The sequence below is a fragment of the Terriglobales bacterium genome (assembly GCA_035561515.1).
In the GTDB taxonomy this organism is placed as follows: Bacteria; Acidobacteriota; Terriglobia; order Terriglobales; family Acidobacteriaceae; genus DATMXP01.
Window position 1 is genome coordinate 18,794 of sequence record DATMXP010000035.1, and the last position, 20,830, is coordinate 39,623.

Below are 20,830 nucleotides of genomic sequence, written 5' to 3' on the forward strand. Positions count from 1 at the left end.
ACGAATGAACTCCACCAATAAAGCCCTGGGCACGACGGAAAGCGTTGAGTCGTTTCTGCTCGACGTGGCAGACGTGGTCAACAGTTCCCTCGACCTTGACACCATCCTGAAGCGCGTGGCCGAGATCATTCGGCGGGTCATCGATTACGAGATTTTCGCCATCTTGCTCGTCAACGAGAAGACTCAGGATCTTCGAATTCGATTTTCCATCGGCCACACCCCGGAGACGGTCGAGCGTACGCGCGTCAAGATTGGTGAAGGCGTAACCGGACAGGCAGTACAGCGTCGCGAGCCCATCGTCGTCAATGACGTCCGCCGCACCAGCGGTTACATCGAGGCGCTGCCCGAAGTCCGGTCGGAAGTTGCGATTCCGCTGATCATCAAAAACCGAGTCATTGGGGTCATTGATATCGAGGCGTCCCAGCCTAATTACTTTACGGAAGAGCATGCGCGACTTCTCACCGTCGTCGCTTCGCGCATCGCGATTGGAATTGAGAACGCCCGCCTTTACACCCGCACTTCCCGTCAAGCCAGGACGCTTCTGCTTCTGAACGAGATCAGTCGTGAACTGACGTCCATCTTGAACGTGGATGAGTTATTGCGACGTGTCGGTGAATTGCTGACCCGCATCATCGATTACCAGATGTTCAGCATCCTGCTCGTGGATGCTACCGGTGAAAAGCTCGTCCATCGATTTTCGATACGCTTCCAGGAAAGCATTCACCTGAAACACGACATCCCCATCGGACAGGGTCTGGTAGGACATGCCGCGTTGCTGAAGGAGCCCGTGCTCGTTCCGGACGTCACCAACGACCCGCGGTATATCAAGCTGAATCCGGAGACTCGCTCCGAGTTGGCCATACCGCTGATCTACAAGGGCAAGGTACTGGGCGTTTTGGACCTGGAGCACACGAAGAAGCGCTTCTTCAATGAAGACCACATGCGGACGATGACCACCCTCGCCGCACAGATAGCCATCGCGATCGAGAACGCCACTTTGTACGAGCGCGTCATTAAGCAGGAGCAACGCCTGGAGCGCGATCTGGCCCTCGCGCGGGAGCTTCAGTTCCGGCTGCTGCCGGCCTGCTGTCCAGTCTTGGGGAATGCCGAACTCGCCGCCAAGTTCATCCCAGCCCAGGCAATAGGCGGTGACCTCTACGACTTCCTTGAATACCCGAACGATACGGAAGGCTGCTCGAAGTGCGTTGGTATTGCGATCGGCGACGTCAGCGGCAAAGGTGCTGCGGCAGCTCTTTATGCGGCTCTGGTGAGCGGATTCCTTCGTTCGTACTCCGCTGAGCGCCCAAGTGCATCCGAGATGCTTCGCATGATCAACGCTTCCCTTGCGGAGCGTCATGTGGACGCCCAGTACGTCACGATGGTGTACGCCATTTGGCGAGACGAGCAGAGCCTGCTGCATATCGCGAACTCAGGATTGCCCCGTCCGATTCATTGCCGAAAAGGCAAGTTGGAGCGGATCGAGGCCGTCGGTCTGCCGCTCGGATTATTCGAGACTGTCGAACACGATCAACTCACTTTTCGCGGTCAGCCCGGCGATGTCTTCGCTTTCTTCAGCGACGGCATTGTGGACGCAACCAGCCCTGAGGGCGAGATCTTCGGCCGCCAGCGAATCGAGGAAGTTGTCGCGAAGAACTGGAAGAAGACCGCAGACGAGATTGTCTCTGCCATCTTCCAGGCGACTACCGAACATACGGCCGGCGCCGCACAGTTCGACGACCAAACCGTGGTCGTCCTCAAAGTAAGAGGTACGGACAGATCCATCCAGAAGAAATGACGAAACCCTTAAAACCTTCAGCATCTGGCCGTCCACCGGCGTTTGTTTATTCCGGAAAGAAGTTGCTTTGTGAAGCTGTGCCTGTCGCGCAACTTGCGAAACGATTTGGCACACCTCTCTACGTCTACTCCAGCTCCACCATCCGCGACCGATACCTGACTTTTGACGGGGCGTTCAAGGGTTCGCCTCATACCGTTTGTTATTCAGTGAAGGCCAACTCGAACCTGAGCATCCTGAAGCTGCTGGCAAGCATGGGGTCGGGGTTCGATATCGTGTCCGGCGGTGAGCTCGAGCGTGTACTTCGCGTGGACAAGAAAGCCGCGCATCGAGTGGTTTTCTCTGGGGTTGGAAAGACTCAGGAGGAAATCGACCTCGCACTCAAAACCGGCATCTTGATGTTCAACATCGAGAGTGAAGGAGAGGCGGAGTTGCTGGGCGCCCGCGCGTCCAAATTGAAAAAGCATGCCCGGGTCGCCTTGCGGGTCAATCCTGACGTTTTCGCGGAAACACACCCTTACATATCGACGGGGCTTCACAAGCACAAATTTGGAATCCCCATCGCAGACGCTCGCCAGATCTACCGCAAGTTGGCAAAAATGCGCTACCTGGATGTCGCCGGCATCAGTGTCCACATAGGATCGCAGATCACTTCCGTGGATCCCTTTAACGCAGCGATGGAGCGATTGGTCGAATTGGCGGTGAACCTCCGACGCGACGGTCACGATATTCGTTACATCGACTGCGGCGGCGGGCTTGGGATCCACTACCACGGAGAACATACGGACTTCGCACAGACGGCCCAGAGATATGCGCTCGCCGTGATCAAGCCGCTGTCGGGTCTCGGCATCCACCTGCTTCTGGAGCCAGGGCGAGCCATCATCGGTCCATGCGGAGCACTCATCACGCGTGTTCTGTATCGCAAGAGAAACGGTGACAAGAACTTTCTCGTGGTAGATGCGGGAATGAACGACCTGATTCGTCCATCTCTATATTCGGCGTACCATGAAATTGTTCCGGTAGAACTCAGCAGCAGAAAGCGTGAAACGGTAGATGTCGTCGGCCCTATCTGCGAAACCGGCGACTTCTTCGCACGTGATCGGGAACTGCCGGTAGTAGGGTCCGGTGATCTCGTCGCCCTTCTCGACGCCGGAGCTTATGGCATGTCGATCTCGTCCAACTACAACACACGCGGACGGGCGGCTGAAGTGATGGTAAGCGGCAAACAGACGAAACTCGTCCGGCGCAGAGAGACTTTTGACGATCAGGTACGGACCGAATCGGTGCGCTAAGGGAGTAGAACCACCTTCCCGAACATCTGACTATTCTGCAGATACCGATGTGCTTCCGCAGCCTCGGTCAGTGGGAATGTGCGGTCCACCACAGGTTTCAGCCTGCCTTCGAACACGTGTCCCAGTGCCTCGCGCAGGTCACCCATGGTTCCCATGAAAGAACCAAGGAAGGATAGTTGTTTCGCGAAGAGCACGCGGATGTCGAACTTGGCCTCCGGACCCGTGGTCGCGCCGCACGTCACAATCGTTCCGCCTGTTCGCAGAGACCTCATGCTCTCCTGCCAGGTGGCCTGGCCCACATGTTCGAACACGATATCAACACCACGCTTTTCGGTGATCCGCTTCACTTCGTCGGAAATCTTCTGCTTGTAGTGATCGATTGTGTAATCGGCCCCTAGTTCCCTTGCCCGTTCGAGCTTCTTATCGTCGCCCGCGGTGGCAATTACCTTTGCATGAAATAGTTTCGCTACCTGGATAGCCGCCGTCCCCACGCCTGAACTGCCTCCGAGCACGAGGACCCATTGCCCCTGTTTGATCTGCGCCCGCGCGACCAGCATGTGCCAGGCAGTGAGGAAGACAAGGGGCACGCTCGCCGCCTCCTCAAAGCTTAGAAAGTCCGGAATGGGAATGACCTCCACCTGAGGCACCGCCACAACTTCGCAGTTTCCGCCATCCACCAAATTCCCGCGAACCGCAAATTGCCGACAGAAGCTCTGCTGCCCGGAATTGCAGAACTCGCAGTGATTGCAGAAGACCATGGGCGTCAGGATGACGCGCTGTCCTTTTTGCACGCCGGTAACGTACTCTCCGAAGTCTTCCACCACCCCAGCCACATCGCTTCCGTTGATATGCGGCAGTTTCACGCCGGGAAGGCCTTTTCTCGTCCACAGATCCAGGTGATTCAATGCGCAGGCCTTCACCCGGACCAGCACATGATCCTTCCGCAATACTGGCTCCGGAACGTCCTCATACTTCAACACTTCCGGACCACCAAATTCATGAAAACGAATAGCTTTCATCAAAGCCTCACAGGAAACCCGCCAAGTTACCATATCGGGCGTTCGCCTTGCTCGTTCCATGGGACCGAGCCGCTATAATCAACTTGCCTTGAAACCCCTGCGGCTCATACCACTTCTGTTCTTTTTCTTCTATTGCGTGGCTGCGTCCGGCCAACCGGCGGTACAAACCGTTCTGATTTTGCCCTTCGAAAACCAGTCGAAAGCCCCCGGCTTGGAATGGATCGCGGAGGCGTTCCCGGAAGTCATTGGCGAAGGCATGAATTCGCGCGATATCTACGTTGTTCCTCGCCAGGACCGCGAATACGCTTTCGACCGCATGGGCGTGCCGTCCAGTACCCATCTCTCGCGCCAGACTCTCTATCGAATTTCCGAACAGATGGACGCCGACTTCGTCGTCCTTGGCGCTTATAACTACGACGGCCAAACCTTCACCGCATCCGCCCAGTTGCTGGATATGAAGAAGCTGTACCTCGGTCCGGAGTTGAAGGAGAGTGGTCCTCTGGTGAACATGGTCGAAATCCAGCGTTCCGTTAGCTGGCAACTGCTGAAGGCCTTGGGATCGAGGCACTTGCCGGCCAAAAACGTGTTCCTGGAAGAATCTGCTCCGGTGCGTCTCGACGCCTTCGAAAACTACATCCGGGGCATTATCGCCAACGGACGACAGGAACGAATCCAGCGCTTTCGCGAAGCTATTCGCGTCAATCCAAGCTTTACCCGCGCGGTGTTCCAGTTGGCCAAAACCTACTTTGACAATAAGGAATACGAATCAGCCGCCTCCTGGTTCTCTCGCATTCCCAGGACGCACGCTCTCGCCGGCGAATCCAGTTTTTATCTTGGACTCTCCGAGTTTTACAGCGGAAATTACGAGAAGTCAGAGAATGCGTTCAAGTTTTTGGAGAGCCGCTTCCCTCTTGCGGAGGTCAACAATAACCTTGGCGTGGTTATGGGCCGCCGTGGCAAGCGGAGCGAATTGGAATATCTTCGCAAAGCGGTTGAGGTTGACCCCAATGACCCTGATTATCACTTCAACATTGGCGTCGCTTATGCCCGCATTTTCGACGATAACAACGCCGTTCGCGAATTAAAGGAAGCCCTGCGACTGCGTCCATCCGATGCGGAAGCCAAGAGCCTGCTCGATTCTATTACTGGAAATCCGGGTACTTCCCTGGCTAACAGCTTCCGGCAGGCCAGTGCTCAGAAGTTGCCCCTGCAGCGAGTTAAACGCAATTACGACGAGACATCGTTCCGTTCGCTCGCCTTAGAAATCGAGCGCGCAGCGGAGGCGCGGCTTGTAAATACTGATCCGAAGCAACATGCTGCGTTCCACGTCGAGCGAGGACAGCAGTTCCTGACCCAAGGCTTCGATGACGATGCACGCAAGGCTTTTCAGGAAGCGATTGTGCTCGATCCCACTAGTAGCGAAGCGCACACCGGCATGGCACAGATATATGAATCGGAAGGCAAAACCGAGCAGGCGGTCGCCGAGGCCAATGCGGCGCTTCGTCTGCAACCTACAGCCGCCGCTTTCTTAGTGCTCGCCAGGGTGAATTTGAAGGACAATAAGCTCGACATCGCAAGCGAGCAAGTTACTCGAGCCTTGGCGCTTGATGCGAAGAGCAAGGAAGCACTTACGCTCAAACGCACCATAGACGAGAAACTCGCCGCTGCAAGGAACTAACCCTATGCCGCAGGCATTACGATGTGTGTTTGCCGTCGTGTTTTTGATGCTCTCCCATCTCTCTTGGGGAGATGTCCTCAAGATCACCATTGATGGGACCATCCACCCTATTGCCGCCGAGTTCGTCGGGCGTGCGGTCGATCAGGCAAAGAAAACGAATGCTGACGCTCTGCTCATCGAGTTACGCACTCCCGGTGGTCTGGAATCTTCCACACGGGTCATAGTCGAGAAGATCGTCGCATCTCCCGTCCCTGTCATCATCTATGTCTCTCCGAGTGGCAGTCGGGCAGCGTCAGCCGGATTCTTCATTCTCCAGGCTGCCGACATCGCCGCCATGGCCCCAGGTACGAACACCGGCGCTGCTCACCCTGTAACCATCGGCGGCGGGAAACTCGATGACGTCATGCAGGCGAAGATTACCAACGATTCCGCCGCTTTCATGCGCTCCATCGTGGCGAAGCGCGGACGAAACATCGCAGTTGCAGAAAGTGCCGTTCGGGAGTCCAAGAGTTTTACCGACCAGGAAGCCCTGAAGGAAAAGCTCATCGAGATCGTCTCGCCGAACGAGCGACAGCTCCTGGCCGACCTCAATGGGCGAAAGATTAAACGGTGGGATGGCACTGAAGCTGTACTGAAGACCACGGGCGCCGTCAACGACTTCAAGATGACCTTGAAGCAGGAGATCCTCACCTGGCTGATGGATCCCAATATCTCGTTCATCGTTCTTGCAATCGGGCTTCTGGCGCTCTACTTCGAGTTCAACAATCCCGGAGCGGTCGTACCCGGCGTCGTGGGATTTTTCTTTATCGTGCTCGCAGTGTTTGCACTGAATATCCTGCCCGTTCGTTACTCGGCATTCGCTCTCATCGTATTGGCATTTGTGTTTTTTGCATTGGAGGCTAAGTTCGTGAGCCATGGAGCGCTGACGATCGCTGGAATTGCTTCTCTGACCATCGGCGCCATGCTTCTGGTAGACGGCCCGATACCGCAGATGCGCGTGCAGCTCTGGACTGCATTAGCCGTGAGTGTTCCACTCGGCCTTATTACGGTATTTCTGATGGCACTCGCAATCCGCGCTTACAGGGGTAAGGTCACGACCGGAGTGGAAGGGTTGGTAGGAGAGATCGGTACAGCTCAAACGCCATTGGAACCGGAAGGCAAGGTTTTCGTCCACGGCGAGACCTGGAATGCAGTCTCCTCCTCTTCCGTGAAGGCGGGCGAGCAGGTACGGGTAAGGCGGGTCGCGGGGCTGAAAATTGAGGTGGAACCCGTGGCGGCCGCCGCTACTCAGCGATAACTTCTACGATTCCTAAACGATAGTTCTCATACTCACAGCACGCTGCGTGAGCTACAATCCGCCTCATTGCAGCATTACTAACGGAGCGCCACATGCCTTTCGGACTAGTTACGATTTCCGTCGCCATCGTCGTGCTGTACCTGCTGAGCTGCATCAAGATCCTTGCCGAGTACGAGCGCGGCGTTATTTTCAACCTGGGACGCCTCCAGGGAATGCCCAAGGGCCCCGGCATAGTCCTGGTGTTTGCACCGATCCAGCGCATGGTCCGCATTTCCCTTCGCCAGGAAGCGCTGGATGTTCCTCCGCAGGACATCATCACCCGTGACAACGTTACCCTGAAAGTGAATGCGGTGATCTTCTTCCGGGTGATCGATCCGAACCGCGCGGTGGTGGAAGTTTCTAATTACCTTTACCAGACCTCACAGTTTGCGCAGACGACTCTTCGTTCCGTGCTTGGCGAAGTGGAACTCGACGAATTGCTGGCGCACCGCGACAAGATCAACGTGAGGCTTCAGACGATTCTCGACGAACATACTGACCCGTGGGGCGTGAAGGTCACCCGGGTGGAAGTAAAACAGGTTGACCTACCGGAAACTATGCTCCGCGCCATGGCTCGCCAGGCCGAGGCCGAACGCGAGAAGCGTGCCAAGATCATCCATGCGGAAGGCGAATTCTCCGCGGCACAACGTTTGACCGACGCCGCACACCAGCTCGCCACCGAGCCAATGACCATCCAATTGCGCTATTTGCAGACGCTGACCGAGATTGGCGCTGAAAAGAACACAACCATCGTATTCCCGATACCGATCGATATTCTGCAGGGAATTCAATCCGTGCTGAAAAGCAAGGTCAATAAACCAGGGGCGCAAGAATGACAGATGGGAATGACACCGAGATCACACTCGGGACCGGACGTCTTCTCGGTTTGTTTTTCGGACTCGTAATCGTCTGTGCCATTTTCTTTGGACTCGGCTTCTCGATGGGGCGAAACTCTGTGAAGTCAACGCTCACGATGGAAGAAAACCCATCCGTGACAATGCCGGCTTCCGCCACCGCCGGCAATAAGTCCACAGCAGGTACACTTCCCCGTCCCGCGACTTCCCCGGATTGTCTCAGCCCGGGCGGTTGTGGGGAGAGCCAGACGGTCTCCGAAACCGCCGCCCCGAAACAAACCACGGCCGCAGTTGGTGAAACGTCTTCTCCGGAACTCAGCCAGACGCCGCTTGCGATCCCCGCCGGTTCTTACACCGTCCAGGTAGCTGCTGTCTCCAAACAGGAAGATGCCGACGCACTGGTCAGCGCGCTAAGAAAGAAATCGTACCCGGTGTTCATTGCATCAGGGCCGACTGACAAGCTCTTTCACGTGCAGATTGGACCTTTTTCGGACATAAAAGACGCGGAAGCGATGAAGACTAAGCTGACTGGAGACGGCTACAACCCGATCGTGAAGAGGTAGTTGTTACGGGCTAGACCGCGACTTTTTCTCGACGTTCTTGGTCGAATTGCGGTAGCAGAACAGAAAAGACTGTGCCGGAGTCGATACAGCCACTTCGGCTCCACACTTTTATTTTTCCGCCGTGCTTTTCGACGATGCCTCGGCTGATCCAAAGCCCTAGGCCGTTTCCACTGCTCCCTTTCGTGGTATAGAAAGGCTCGAAAAGCTTCAACCGGGATGCAGAGCTCATTCCTGAGCCGTTATCGCCGACGCTAACACGAATTCGACTTGCAGCCCCATTGCGTGACGGATCTTTACTCACGCGAATTCGCAAGATTCCCCGTGGGCGCATCGCATCCACGGCATTGAGCACCAGGTTCGCGAAGACCTGCCGCAGCTCTGATTCATACCCAAAGAGCAAGTCCTCGGTCTGGTACTCCCGCCTTATCTCGATGTCTTTTTCACAAAGGCGGTGCCGGTTGATCTCCAGCACATCGTCCAGCAACTTGCGCATGTGCACGTCTGAGGGTTTGCCTGTATCGCGATAGAAACCGAGAGTCTGCTTTGTGATTGCACTGGCTCGCCCTATTTCCTGCAGAAGTAACTTGGCGTACCTTTGTGCCGTTTCATTCAGGGTCGCATCCACTGTCAACAGGTACGCCAGGTTCGTGACCGCCTCCAACGGATTGTTGATCTCGTGGGCGATTGCCGCCGCCATTCTTCCAGTTGCCGCAAGTTTTTCGGAATCGATCAGGGCCTGCTGCATCCTTTTCCGATCGGAAATATCTCTGGCAATTTTCGATGCCCCGATGACCCGGCCGTTCAGGTCTTTCATCGGCGATACCGTCAACGAGACGTCCAGCAGCCGACCGCTCCTGTGCAGCCGCTTAGTCTCGTAGTGCTCGATATGCCTTCCGTTCCTCAATTGCTGGAGGATCTCCACTTCTTCGTCGTGGAGGAATTCGGGAATAAGCGCCAGGATTGACTTGCCGATGATTTCCTCTGGCTGCCAGCCAAACATCCGAGTGGCTGCCGGATTCCAGCTTCTCACGATTCCATTAAGGTCCTTGCTGATGATGGCGTCCTCGGAAGAGTCCACAATGGCCGCCAGTCGGAGCCGAATTTCGTCGCTCCGCTTCCGCTCGGTGATGTCTCGGGCAATCTTCGAGGCTCCGACAATCCTGCCGTCGGCCATCTTCAAAGGGGAAATCGTCAGCGAGAAATCACGGCGGGTTCCATCTTTCCGGATTCGAACCGTTTCATAGTGCTCAATGCGCTCACCGTTCCGCAGCTTACGGAGAATCTCGGCTTCCTCGTGGTGCAGTTCAGGAGGAATGATGGTTAGGATCGACCGGCCGATCATTTCGTCGGGTTCCCAACCGAACAGACGAGTTGCGGCGCGATTCCAGCTTCTCACGATGCCGTTAAGGTCCTTGCTGATGATCGCATCGTCGGAAGACTCCACGATCGCCGCCAGCCTTAGGCTTACTTCGTCCGCTCCGCTCAATTCAGGGAATCTGATTTCGTCTGGACTTTGTGCTTTTCCAGCCACTTCACCCACTCGAGAGACCCTCTCTATTGACGATATCCATGAATTGCCAAGAGGTGTATTTCCAGGAATATAGGGATGCCTATATTTTGCTTGCCAGTAAAATACGCGCTTTGGATGAAGATGCAGCTGAGCTGCCGGACGGTTGCTTCCCCCAACCTCTCACCCCACCCCTTGCGCCGAAACATAATAACCGATCCCTCGCCATATGATTACTGGAAGGATTCCGTCACATTGCCATTCCACTGCATAACATGGAAAATCTTAGCCATTGAGCTCACGTTCTAGCTGCGGAGAGGCATCTTCATGGCGCGCCTGAAAGTGGTGGCGCATCGAAAAACCGGCCACCTCGTCAAAGGGTACACAGAGTTACCCTGGGCCCTCGACCAGGTCGGAAACCCCGCCATTGTCGACTTTAAAGCGCCCACACAACTTAGCATCCATCCTGTCACGGCCGCCCGGGCAGTTGTCGTTTCGCTCGACTCACTCAAAGCCATCTTTTTCGTCAAGAACTTCGACGGCAATCCCTCCTATGCCGAAACGAAATTCTTTAATCCCGAACCGCAAATCGAGGGCCTTTGGGTCCACGTTACGTTTCAAGATGGCGAGGTCACCGAAGGTATCGTCCACAATGGCTTGAGCCTATTGAACGATTCTGGATTCCTGATGAAGCCTCCCGACCCACAAAGCAATAATCAGGCAGTCTATGTGCTCAAATCGGCCATATCCGCGTTCCGCGTTGTAGGCGTGCGGGCGAAATTCTGATTCCTATCCCCTGAACTTCCCTTTTTGTTCGGCTCTACTGTATAACCACTAGTTCCGTTTCAGGAGGGCTTCTTGAACCATCGCCGTTCATGGCTGGTCTTAATACTCATTCTCGTCCTGACCCTAACGGCATCGGCCCAATCTGTTCCTTCGGACCTCGATAGCTGGGTCGATCGTACGATGAAGACCTTCGCCGTGCCGGGTGTCGCAGTAGCCGTAGTCAAAGACGGCAAAGTACTGGTCGCGAAGGGGTACGGTGTGCGGGAGCTGGGAAAGCCCGCACGGGTTGACGAGCACACCCTCTTCGGCATCGCGTCCAACACCAAGGCTTTCACCAGCGCCGCTCTGGCCATGCTCGTAGACGAAGACAAGCTCGCCTGGAATGACCCCGTCACCCTGCATTTGCCATGGTTCGCGATCGACGATCCATACATCACCCACGAACTGACCGTCCGCGACACTCTTAGCCATCGCAGTGGCCTTGGGCTCGGTGCCGGCGACCTGATGTTCTTCCCGCCCTCAACGCTTAGCCGCGACGAGATCCTGCGTCACGCCCGTTACCTGAAACCAGCTTCCAGCCTGCGCAGCAAGTACGCCTACAACAACCTTATGTTTCTCGCTGCCGGGCAGATCATTCCCGTGATTGCAGGCAAAAGTTGGGATGAGTTCATCAAGGATCGTATCTTCCAGCCCCTTGGCATGACCGACTCCGTAACCGATACGAAATCGGCAATCACAAGTTCGAACCACGTTGTCGCCCATTCGAAAGTCGACGGCAAAATCACCCCGGTCGGCTGGCAAGGGATGGATAATGCCGGACCAGCTGGTTCTATCGCGTCGAGCGTCACCGATCTTTCCAAATGGGTGATGCTCCAACTGAACCGCGGCACCACTGCCGACGGTAAGAAATTGTTCAGCGAGAAACGCTCTGCTGAAATGTGGACGCCCACCACCATTGTGCCAATCAGCAAGCAGCCGAAGGTCTTAGCAGCCGCTACGCCGAACTTCATGAATTACGGCATGGGCTGGTTTCTTCGCGACTATCACGGACGCAAACTCGTCTATCACACCGGCGGCTTAGTCGGTCAGGTTTCGAAGGTCCTGCTCGTTCCCGAGGAAAACCTGGGCATAATCGTTCTCACTAATCAGGAACAAGGCGGCGCCTTCGAGAGCATCGTTTATCACCTGCTTGATCACTATCTCAATCTCCCGAAAACCGACTGGATCGCAGCGTTTCGTGAGGCCACTGACATCAAGGAAAAAGAGGCGGCAGAAACCGAGCAGAAAGCTCGCGAGGCACGTGCGGCCAAGTCGCGCCCCTCTTTGCCATTGGATCAGTATTCAGGCGATTACAAGGACGCATGGTACGGTCTCATCTCCATTCGTCCGCAGGAGTACGGACTTGTAATGAAGTTCGAGAACACACCCGGCATGATCGGCGACCTCGAACATTGGCAATATGATTCGTTCATTGTGAAGTGGCGCGATCGTACCATCCCGGATGCGTATCTCTGGTTCGCGCTGAAACACGATGGCAGCATCGAGAGCGCGAAGATGGCGCCGGTATCGCCCCTGGCAGACTTCAGTTTCGATTTCCAGGATCTGTTGCTAGTCCCGTTGCCGAAACTGAATGTGAGCATAACCATGGTTCCCAAATGAGCGACGATCCAGCTAGCACTTGAACCAATTACAATAGTTGGAACCACTTCTCGAGGATACCGATGACTGCCAGTAACGTTCGTGCCGAGATCGCTCGGACTCAAATTCCGCAGGTACCACTCACGATAGAGGGCTCGAGCGTCCTCCATCAGATGATGCGCTTCCGGTGGTCCGAATGGCGCAAGTTGTCGGCGTCCGAACGTCAGCAGATCACGGCCGAAGCCGCTCCTGTTTTTGAGGAACTCGAAAAGCAGCAGTCCGCCGTCTATTCAATGCTGGGTCACAAAGGCGATTTCCTCTTCTTGCATTTCCGAAATTCATTCGATGAACTGAACCAGGTTGAACTTCGGCTCGCTAAGCTTCGCCTGTGGGACTTCCTCGAATCCCAAACCTCATACGTCTCGATGGTCGAACTTGGACTTTACGACTCCAGCGTGAAGATCTATGAAGCCCTGCTGGCTCGTGGGGTCGAACCCAACACCGACGAGTGGACCAAGGAGATACAGGAGACCCTCAACCGTCAACGTGACGCCATGAGGCCGCGCCTCTACCCAGAAATCCCGCCTGCCAGATATCTCTGCTTTTATCCCATGGACCGGAAACGCGGTGAGGCGAAGAACTGGTACACCCTGCCTATCGAGGAACGCCAACGCCAGATGCACGAACATGGGATGGTCGGCCGACGGTATGCCGGAGAAGTCCGCCAGATCATTACTGGCTCTATCGGCTTCGACGACTGGGAGTGGGGCGTGGATCTTTTCGCGGATGACCCCCTCGTCTTTAAGAAGCTTATCTACGAGATGCGCTTTGACGAGGTCAGTGCCATTTACGCGGCGTTCGGCTCGTTCTTTGTGGGCGTACGCTGCCCGGCGAAGGATTTGTCCCGGATGCTGGATGGAGAACTTCCACCACGCCAGTAATCGCCGTTTACTCGTTTTTCGTAGTCTGACACCCTTCCGTTGTGATAAAAGAATCCCCTTTTACAGGGCCTTATACTCATGTCGATTCAGGTTGAACGCTCGGGCTTTGACCCCACGGTGGGGTTTCAATACTACCTCTACTTCAAGCCACACATGGAGCAAGAGGGCGCGGATGTGCGTCAGCGCATTCCCGTGGAAGTTGCTGTGTCTGTAAGTGAAAGCGGCGACCTGGCAGACTGCACCTTCGAATTACCCAAGACTCTCAGAAGCGATGCCGCGATTTCATTCTTACGTCGCCAGGAAGGTGTTAACTACGTCCCGCCTCATGTCTTCATTGACTTCCCCGGCCAAAGCGGAGATGCAGTCATCCGCGCCGCCGCTAACCTTGATCTGGACCTGGCGGGTCGGATCATGGGCATGGAATTACTCTGGTCGCCCCAGAGCGATTAGCTTCGTTCACTTGGTCACCTTTACGATCACCCTCTTCAGTCCCAATACCACGCGGGCCATTTTGTCGTAGTCGAGTTTGTCTGGGGTATCGTCCGCTTTGTGATTGTGCGGGTCGCGAAACGCAGCCGTGTCCGTCACCATGATGGCGGGCACCCCAATCTGCCAAAATGACCAATGATCCGACCACCCGACTCCTTCAATCCATCCCGGCAAAGAAGCGCCCTCGGAGGGGAAATGAGTTGTGAGTCGGAACTCCTCGATACAGTGTTGTAGCAACTCTCTCGATTTTGTGTCGCCGACAAAGGCAATGAAGTTACCCGTCTTCGGATACATCGATCCGATGGGCGCCGGGTATCTTTGGCTTCCCTCCTGGTCCGAGTAGTATCCGATCGTTTCGAGCGACATCATGCCGGCAATGGCAACATTTCGGCGTTGCAGTTGTCTGGCGAAAACCAGGCTTCCCATCTGCTCGCTTTGGAAATAAGGGGGCTCCTCGTTCGGAAAGAAAACGAACATGATCGACACACCCGGTGACTCGTTCTTCAGAATCCGACCCAACTCCAGCAGGGCTGCGACGCCGGAGGCATTGTCGTTCGCGCCCGGAGTCCCCACAGCGGAATCGTAGTGCGCTCCAACGATGAACGTCTTCCGCGGTGTAGATGTGCCTTCGAGGCTGCTATAGAGAATGCGAGCCTTCTTGCCGGATATGTCGTACGTTTCTTCCGAAATGCTATATCCCCGCGACTCCATGGTCTGTCGGATGTAATCGGCGGCTTGATTTAGTGCATCGTAGTGCTGCAGGTTTCGTTCGCCGATCGTCCCCGCCAAGGTCTCGACATGCGTCTTCAGATTGTCCCGAATGCGGCCCTGGTACGCGTCCAGCGGTTCCAAACGTCCGGAATACGATCTCCCAGGCATTCGAACTCCGATGCGTACCCAATGCACCAGGTACGCCAACCCGACGATCACCGCAACGATTATCAGGACCTTCGGGCGAAATAGCTTTCTGATCATCTGGATTTCCTGTGGCTTGATTTATACACCGCGCATCGATTGTCGATGAGCCAAAGGTACAACGGGGCAGGGTCCTTGGAATGTACTAAGGCGATTACTCACCCCCAAAACTTCTGGTTTGCTTCTACAATGAAAAAATCTTAGTCCTTTGAATCAGGGGCGTCGTATTCATGGATAAGTTCGTCATTCGCGGTGGCAATCCCCTTCTCGGTACAATCCGCATCAGCGGCGCAAAGAACGCGGCTCTGCCCGCCATGGCCGCTGCCTTACTCACGGACGAAACAGTCGTTTTAGAGAACATCCCGCAGGTCCGCGACATTGTTACCGAACGAAATCTGCTGGCCGCCATGGGCGCCCAGGTTGAACTTGGATATGGGCGTGCCCAGCACCGCACCACCATCAACTGCGGAACTGTGAAGTCCCCGGAAGCTTCCTACGAACTTGTTAAGACCATGCGCGCCTCTACCCTTGTCCTTGGCCCTCTTGTTGCCAAGTTCGGCAAAGCCCGGGTTTCTATGCCCGGAGGGTGCGCTATTGGCGCGCGTCCAATCGACTTGCACATCAAGGGGCTCGAGCGGCTCGGCGCGAACATCACCCAGGACCACGGTTACGTGGAAGCTTCCGGCAAACTCACCGGCGGACATATACTTTTCGACAAGATCACCGTGACGGGGACGGAAGACCTGCTTATGGCTGCGACCCTGGCCGACGGTGAAACGGTGATGGAAAACTGCGCGCGCGAGCCTGAGGTGGTTGATCTCGCCGAACTGTTGATCAAAATGGGCGCCAGGATCGAGGGGCACGGCACCTCGACCATCAAGATTCGCGGTGTATCGCGACTTGGCGGTGCCAGGCATCGCATCATACCGGACCGAATTGAGGCGGGCACCTTCATCATCGCCGGAGCCATCACTGGTGGCGATCTCAACGTTGCCGGATGTGACCCCAACCACATCTCTGCGCTTCTCAATAAACTCGAGGAAGCCGGCGTCAAACTACAGAGAACCCACGATTCTGTTCGCGTGATTGGCACTGGTGCTTCGTTCCAGTCGGCCGACGTGACCACCGAGGAACACCCCGGATTCGCTACCGATATGCAGGCTCAGTACATGGCTCTGATGACTCAGTCGGAAGGGACCTCCATCATCACTGAGAACATTTTCGAGAACCGCTTCATGCACGCGCAGGAACTCGTCCGCATGGGAGCGAACATCAAAATCGAAGGCCGGCGTGCGATCGTGCGTGGAAAGTCACCGCTGTCCGGATCCGCCGTCTTGGCCAGCGACCTGCGCGCCTCAGCCTCACTGGTATTGGCGGCGTTGGTAGCCGAGGGCGAGACCATCATTGACCGTGTCTATCACATCGATCGAGGTTACGAGCGCATTGAAGAAAAACTTCGTGGCGTTGGTGCCGAAATCAAACGCATGGGCGAGATGTTCCCAAAACGCGCAGCAGTGCCTGTCGCGCATTCCTGACCTCCAGTAACTGACCGAATTCAGTCCCGGTTTCAGGGCATCTCATGTCACTCGGATGGGGACCGACACGGTAAGCTCGGCCGCAATCTGCTAAGTTATTCCGTTTAGCACGGGTCCATACCATTAAGGAGCGCATCTCATGCGACACAAGTGGCTGTTGCCGCTTTCGTTGTTGTTTGCACTTTCTGCCTTTGCCCAGGAGCAAAAAGCTCCCCAAAAGCCGGGGGAATGGCCGCTGCCGAAGATCAATCACTTTGATCTCGACCTTGTGGACCGCAACCTCCAGCCCTGCGACGATTTCTATAAGTTCGTCTGTTCCAAGTGGATGGCGGCGAACCCTATACCCTCTGATCAGGCGTCATGGGGAACCAGTTTCTCTTCGAACCTTCAGCTCTATAACGAAACCATTCTGCGCAACACCCTGGAGAAAGCCGCCGCGACAACCAACCCTGATGCCGTCCATCAGAAGATCGGTGATTACTGGACGTCGTGCATGAACGAATCCGCCATCGATAAGAGCGGCGTTAAACCAATACAGCCCGAGCTCGACCGCATCGCCTCCATGAAAAGCAAGAAAGAGCTCCCGGTGATTATCGCCGAGTTTCACCGGCTCTATCCGTCTCCTTGGGTCGGAGGAAACACCCAGACATCAACCGCCATTTTCGGCTACGGTCCCAACGTGGATTACAACGACGCCAGCCTCGTCGTGGGTGGGTTCGATCAGGGCGGCATGGGAATGCCCGGACGTGAGTATTACCTCTCCGATGACGCGAAGATGGTCACGCTCCGGAACAAGTATCTCGCGCACGTTCAGAAGATGTTCGAACTCTCTGGCATAAAGCCCGAGCAGGCAAAATCCGATGCCGCTACCGTGCTCCGCATGGAAACCGCGATGGCAAAGGTCGCCATGGACATCGTCAAACGGCGCGATCCCGCCAATCTCAATAACGTAATGACGCTGGCGCAGGTCAAAGCTCTGGCACCGTCATTCGACTGGGCGGCTTACCTGAAAGCGGTCGGATCCCCCTCCCCCAAACATTACCTGGTTTCGTCGCCCGACTTCTTCCGCGGAATCGAACCTCTCTTCAAGAACGAGTCGCTCGATAACTGGAAGACCTATCTTCGGTGGTGGACGCTGAACAAGGCCTCGAACTATCTTTCCAAGCCTTTCGTCGATGAGCACTTCGACTTATATGGCAAGACTTTCTACGGCCTTGAGGAAAATCAGCCGCGCTGGCGTCGCTGCGTCGGTATGGTGGACCGCGACCTCGGCGAGGCCCTCGGCCAAGCCTATGTTGATGTCGCTTTCCCACCCGAAAGCAAGCGCCGGATGAAAGAAATGGTTCAGGCCATCGAAGAAGCGCTCGGCCAGAACATCGACGGGCTCGCGTGGATGTCACCTCAAACCAAGAAGGAAGCCCAGGCGAAACTCAAATCCATTTACGACAAGATCGGATACCCCGACAAGTGGCGTGACTACTCGCCGGTCAAAGTCGTACCGGACAACCTTGTTGCCAACGTGCATCAGGCGACCTCCTTCGAAATGACGCGGCAACTCAACAAAATCGGTAAGCCGGTGGATCGCGAGGAGTTCTCCATGACTCCGCCCACGATCAATGCCTACTTCGAGCCCCAGCAGAACACAATCAACTTCCCCGCCGGCATCCTTCAGCCTCCCTTCTTCGATCCCGAAAAGGGCGATCCCGAAAATTACGGCGCCATCGGTCTCGTCATCGGACACGAAATCACGCACGGCTTCGATGACCAGGGCCGGAAGTTCGACGCCAAAGGCAATCTCCGTGACTGGTGGACACCCGCCGATGCTAAAGGCTATGACGAGCGTGCCGCCTGTATCTCTGAGGCCTACACGCACGACGTTCCGGAACTCGGTGTGAAGACGAACGGTGCCCTTACTCTTGGTGAAGATTCCGCCGACCATGCAGGCCTTCGCATCGCGCTCGCCGCGCTTGAGAACACCTACAAGAAACGCGGCAAGTCACTCGACGAGAAGGATTCGGATGGCTACACGCCTCGCCAGAAGTTCTTTATGGGACATGCGTTCTCGTGGTGCGAAAACCAGCGCCCCGACTTCTCGCGTCTGGTGATCACCACCGACCCGCACTCTCTTTCGGAATACCGGGTTAATTACGTCGAAAAGCATTTCCCGGAATTCTGGAATGCTTTCGGATGTAAGCCCGGCCAGAAGATGGTCGCGGAAAAGGCCTGCCGTATCTGGTAAATAACAAAGGGCCGGTCTCCTCGACCGGCCCGCTCACTTTACACTCTGCTTACTTCCCTGAATGCTGCTCGTCCACGTACGCTTGGTTCATCCATTTCTGGAAAGCCTTTGTATTTTGCGGACGTCCCAGGAAGTCTCGCACAAGCTCATTCGCAGACTCTGATCCGCCAGGTTCAAGCACCAACTTACGGTAACGAGCCGGTGCTTCACCCAGCATCGGATTCTTCTGATTGAACCGCTCGAAGAAATCCTGGGCGATTACCAGGTCCCACAGGTACGTGTAATACGCTGACGAATACCCTGCCAGGTGACCAAACGAAGCGTACATGTGTGTATCGGGCATGGGCTCAAATGGCGTGTACTTCTCGGTGTCGCCGGTCGTGATCTTGTCCGGATCCACACTCTCAGGCTTCTGGCTGTACATGTCGTACGAAATCGCCGTGTAGCTGTCCTGCGAGCTCACCCAGAGCGCGCGTCCGAACGCCTGCGCTTTATTCAGTTTCTTGACCAACTCTGACGGAATCGGCTGGCCGGTCTTGTAGTGACGAGCAAACGACGACAACACAGCATCGCTGTGCATCCAGTTCTCGAGCATCATCGACGGAGCCTCCACAAAATCGGCCTCCATCGTCAGCCCTGAAACGCCGGCCCACGGCTGCTGTCCTGCAAGGATCCAGTGCATGAGGTGTCCAAACTCGTGGAAGAACGTTTCCACGTCGCCGAATTCCATGAGCCCCGGATCATCCGCAGTCGGTACCGGAAAGTTGCATACTAATGCCGCTTCCGACAACTGCTTCCCCTTGATTCCATCGCGTACGGGCACCATCTCAGCATGCGTAAATTTCCCCGCGCGCGGGTGCATATCGAGATAAAACCGGCCTATCTTCTTGCCCTTGTCATAAACGCCGTAGGTCTCGACTAGCGGATCCCACGACTGCACGTCCGCTTCTTTCTTGAACTGCAACTGGAACAGCTTCTGCGCGATACCAAGCACGCCGTCCTTCACCTGCTTATATGGGAAATACGGCCGCACCAGCGTGGAATCGAAGTCGTACTTCGAACGTCTTACCAGTTCGGAGTAATAACTGTTCTCGTACGTCTCCATGCTCTTGGAGTCCGGCGTTGTCTTGCGCTTCTCGGACAGCAGCATTTCGAACTCGCGACTTGCTATCGGCTCAGCCGATTCATGCACCTGTTTTATGAACTCATCGATGTGCTTGCCGGTCCTGATCATCTTGTCGGCAGCAAAATAGTCAGCCCACGTGGGATAGCCAAGCGTGTTCGCAATCTCGTGGCGTGTCCGGATCATCTCCATCAGAACTTCCTTGTTCTCCGGATACGCACGGGTCAGGTACGCCTGCGCCAGTCTCTTGCGTAATGCATCGCTCTTTGCAAACTTTTGAACGGGATTGAAGTCCGGATAATCGGTCGTGATCTTCACCTTTCCGCTGGCATCCGGTTTATGACGCGCGATGTAGTCCTGCGGCAGTCCTTCCAATTCCGCCGGATCAGCCATCACGAACTTCGTTCCCTCAGCGATATTCTTCGCGAACTTCGATTGCAGATCCGTCGACTTGTCGTTGAGGTCTTTGATTTTCTGGCGCGTCGCGTCGTCACGGTCCACACCTGCCAACCGGAACAGCAGCAACTGGCGGCTGACGTAATGTTTCGTTGTCGCGTCCGCTGTCTTGAGGTCGATCCCTTCCAGCGCCTTGTAGACCTCCTGATTCAGTGCCAGTGCGGTTAACGCGGCACTGGCCTTGCGAGTCATCTCAGACGCCTTCTCTCTGAAAGCCTTGTCTGGATGCACATGCTCCATCAGTCCAGCAAAGTAAGCCGCGAGATTAAGGTTTCTCACCGCCTCGTCGTACACCGCCAACGTATTCGAAACAGTCCGAGGACCTTTCACGCTGACCAACTTTTGCACTGAACCCTGCGCGGCGGCCAGATACCCGTCTTCAATCTTTTCAAATGCCGCGGCATCAGGCTTGGACGCCCAAAGCGGAGCCTGCGAGATGACTGCCCCTGAACTGCTTTTTGCTACAGTTTTGGATTGGGCGGCCAGTGCACTGAGCGGCACGACTGCCAGCGCAAGAATAAAAAGCCACTTATGTAGTTCCATACACTCTCCGAGAATCTGTTCCAGCTACGAGCTTAGCAACACCGGCATCGAGTCGGCGATTGCCGCGATGACCTGATAAATAAGAAAGGGGCACGAATCGCTTCGCGCCCCTGAGTACCTAATT

General features: G+C 55.6%; 16 protein-coding genes. 12 read left to right on the top strand and 4 right to left on the bottom strand.

Annotation, left to right across the window (positions count from 1 at the left end):
- Window positions 1-4: 4 nt before the first annotated feature.
- Both VN577_15445 and lysA read left to right on the top strand, forming a co-directional pair.
- Entirely contained in the window at window positions 5-1,795 is a 1,791-nt protein-coding gene (locus VN577_15445) for a GAF domain-containing protein (GenBank protein ID HWR16222.1), read from the top strand.
- The gene (gene lysA / locus VN577_15450) at window positions 1,792-3,084 is read left to right on the top strand and encodes a diaminopimelate decarboxylase (protein HWR16223.1); all 1,293 of its coding nucleotides are present in this window, start codon (window positions 1,792-1,794) and stop codon (window positions 3,082-3,084) included. Before VN577_15445 ends, lysA begins: the two co-directional genes overlap by 4 nt.
- Here lysA and VN577_15455 read toward each other — a convergent pair.
- A complete protein-coding gene (locus VN577_15455; GenBank protein ID HWR16224.1) occupies window positions 3,081-4,103 on the bottom strand; it encodes a zinc-binding dehydrogenase in 1,023 nt (340 codons plus the stop codon). The two genes, lysA and VN577_15455, sit on opposite strands and share 4 nt — an antisense overlap.
- Before the next feature lie 88 nt (window positions 4,104-4,191).
- On the opposite strand from VN577_15455, the gene VN577_15460 reads away from it, so the two are divergent.
- From VN577_15460 to VN577_15475, 4 genes are all read left to right on the top strand, one after another.
- The gene (locus tag VN577_15460) at window positions 4,192-5,781 is read left to right on the top strand and encodes a tetratricopeptide repeat protein (GenBank protein HWR16225.1); all 1,590 of its coding nucleotides are present in this window, start codon (window positions 4,192-4,194) and stop codon (window positions 5,779-5,781) included.
- A gap of 4 nt (window positions 5,782-5,785) precedes the next feature.
- On the top strand, window positions 5,786-7,078 hold the full coding sequence (locus VN577_15465; protein HWR16226.1) for a nodulation protein NfeD: 1,293 nt from the start codon (window positions 5,786-5,788) through the stop codon (window positions 7,076-7,078).
- 92 nt (window positions 7,079-7,170) lie between these two features.
- Window positions 7,171-7,953 (top strand): slipin family protein, encoded by a 783-nt coding sequence (locus VN577_15470; protein ID HWR16227.1) that lies wholly within the window; start codon window positions 7,171-7,173, stop codon window positions 7,951-7,953.
- Window positions 7,950-8,534 carry an SPOR domain-containing protein gene (locus VN577_15475; GenBank protein HWR16228.1) on the top strand — a complete coding sequence of 195 codons (585 nt, stop codon included), beginning with the start codon at window positions 7,950-7,952 and terminating at the stop codon, window positions 8,532-8,534. The genes VN577_15470 and VN577_15475 overlap by 4 nt, the downstream gene beginning before the upstream one ends.
- Before the next feature lie 10 nt (window positions 8,535-8,544).
- On the opposite strand, the gene VN577_15480 is transcribed toward VN577_15475, so the two are convergent.
- A complete protein-coding gene (locus VN577_15480; GenBank protein ID HWR16229.1) occupies window positions 8,545-10,065 on the bottom strand; it encodes a PAS domain S-box protein in 1,521 nt (506 codons plus the stop codon).
- 303 nt (window positions 10,066-10,368) lie between these two features.
- On the opposite strand from VN577_15480, the gene VN577_15485 reads away from it, so the two are divergent.
- The 4 genes from VN577_15485 to VN577_15500 all read left to right on the top strand — a co-directional run bounded on the left by VN577_15485 (window position 10,369) and on the right by VN577_15500 (window position 13,856).
- Window positions 10,369-10,827 carry a hypothetical protein gene (locus tag VN577_15485; GenBank protein ID HWR16230.1) on the top strand — a complete coding sequence of 153 codons (459 nt, stop codon included), beginning with the start codon at window positions 10,369-10,371 and terminating at the stop codon, window positions 10,825-10,827.
- A 72-nt stretch (window positions 10,828-10,899) separates the two neighbouring features.
- Window positions 10,900-12,486, top strand: coding sequence for a serine hydrolase (locus VN577_15490; protein ID HWR16231.1), 1,587 nt, complete (start codon window positions 10,900-10,902; stop codon window positions 12,484-12,486).
- A gap of 62 nt (window positions 12,487-12,548) precedes the next feature.
- Window positions 12,549-13,406, top strand: a complete 858-nt coding sequence (hemQ, locus tag VN577_15495) for a hydrogen peroxide-dependent heme synthase (GenBank protein ID HWR16232.1) — start codon at window positions 12,549-12,551, stop codon at window positions 13,404-13,406.
- Between the two features lie 78 nt (window positions 13,407-13,484).
- Entirely contained in the window at window positions 13,485-13,856 is a 372-nt protein-coding gene (locus tag VN577_15500) for a hypothetical protein (protein HWR16233.1), read from the top strand.
- A 6-nt stretch (window positions 13,857-13,862) separates the two neighbouring features.
- On the opposite strand, the gene VN577_15505 is transcribed toward VN577_15500, so the two are convergent.
- Entirely contained in the window at window positions 13,863-14,870 is a 1,008-nt protein-coding gene (locus tag VN577_15505; protein HWR16234.1) for a M28 family peptidase, read from the bottom strand.
- 170 nt (window positions 14,871-15,040) lie between these two features.
- Here VN577_15505 and murA point away from each other — a divergent pair, with 170 nt between their 5' ends.
- Entirely contained in the window at window positions 15,041-16,345 is a 1,305-nt protein-coding gene (murA, locus tag VN577_15510; GenBank protein ID HWR16235.1) for a UDP-N-acetylglucosamine 1-carboxyvinyltransferase, read from the top strand.
- A 139-nt stretch (window positions 16,346-16,484) separates the two neighbouring features.
- Window positions 16,485-18,584, top strand: a complete 2,100-nt coding sequence (locus VN577_15515; protein HWR16236.1) for a M13 family metallopeptidase — start codon at window positions 16,485-16,487, stop codon at window positions 18,582-18,584.
- A gap of 49 nt (window positions 18,585-18,633) precedes the next feature.
- Here VN577_15515 and VN577_15520 read toward each other — a convergent pair whose 3' ends face one another.
- Window positions 18,634-20,706: a M3 family metallopeptidase gene (locus VN577_15520; GenBank protein HWR16237.1), complete on the bottom strand. Its 2,073-nt coding sequence runs from the start codon at window positions 20,704-20,706 to the stop codon at window positions 18,634-18,636.
- Window positions 20,707-20,830: the final 124 nt, after the last annotated feature.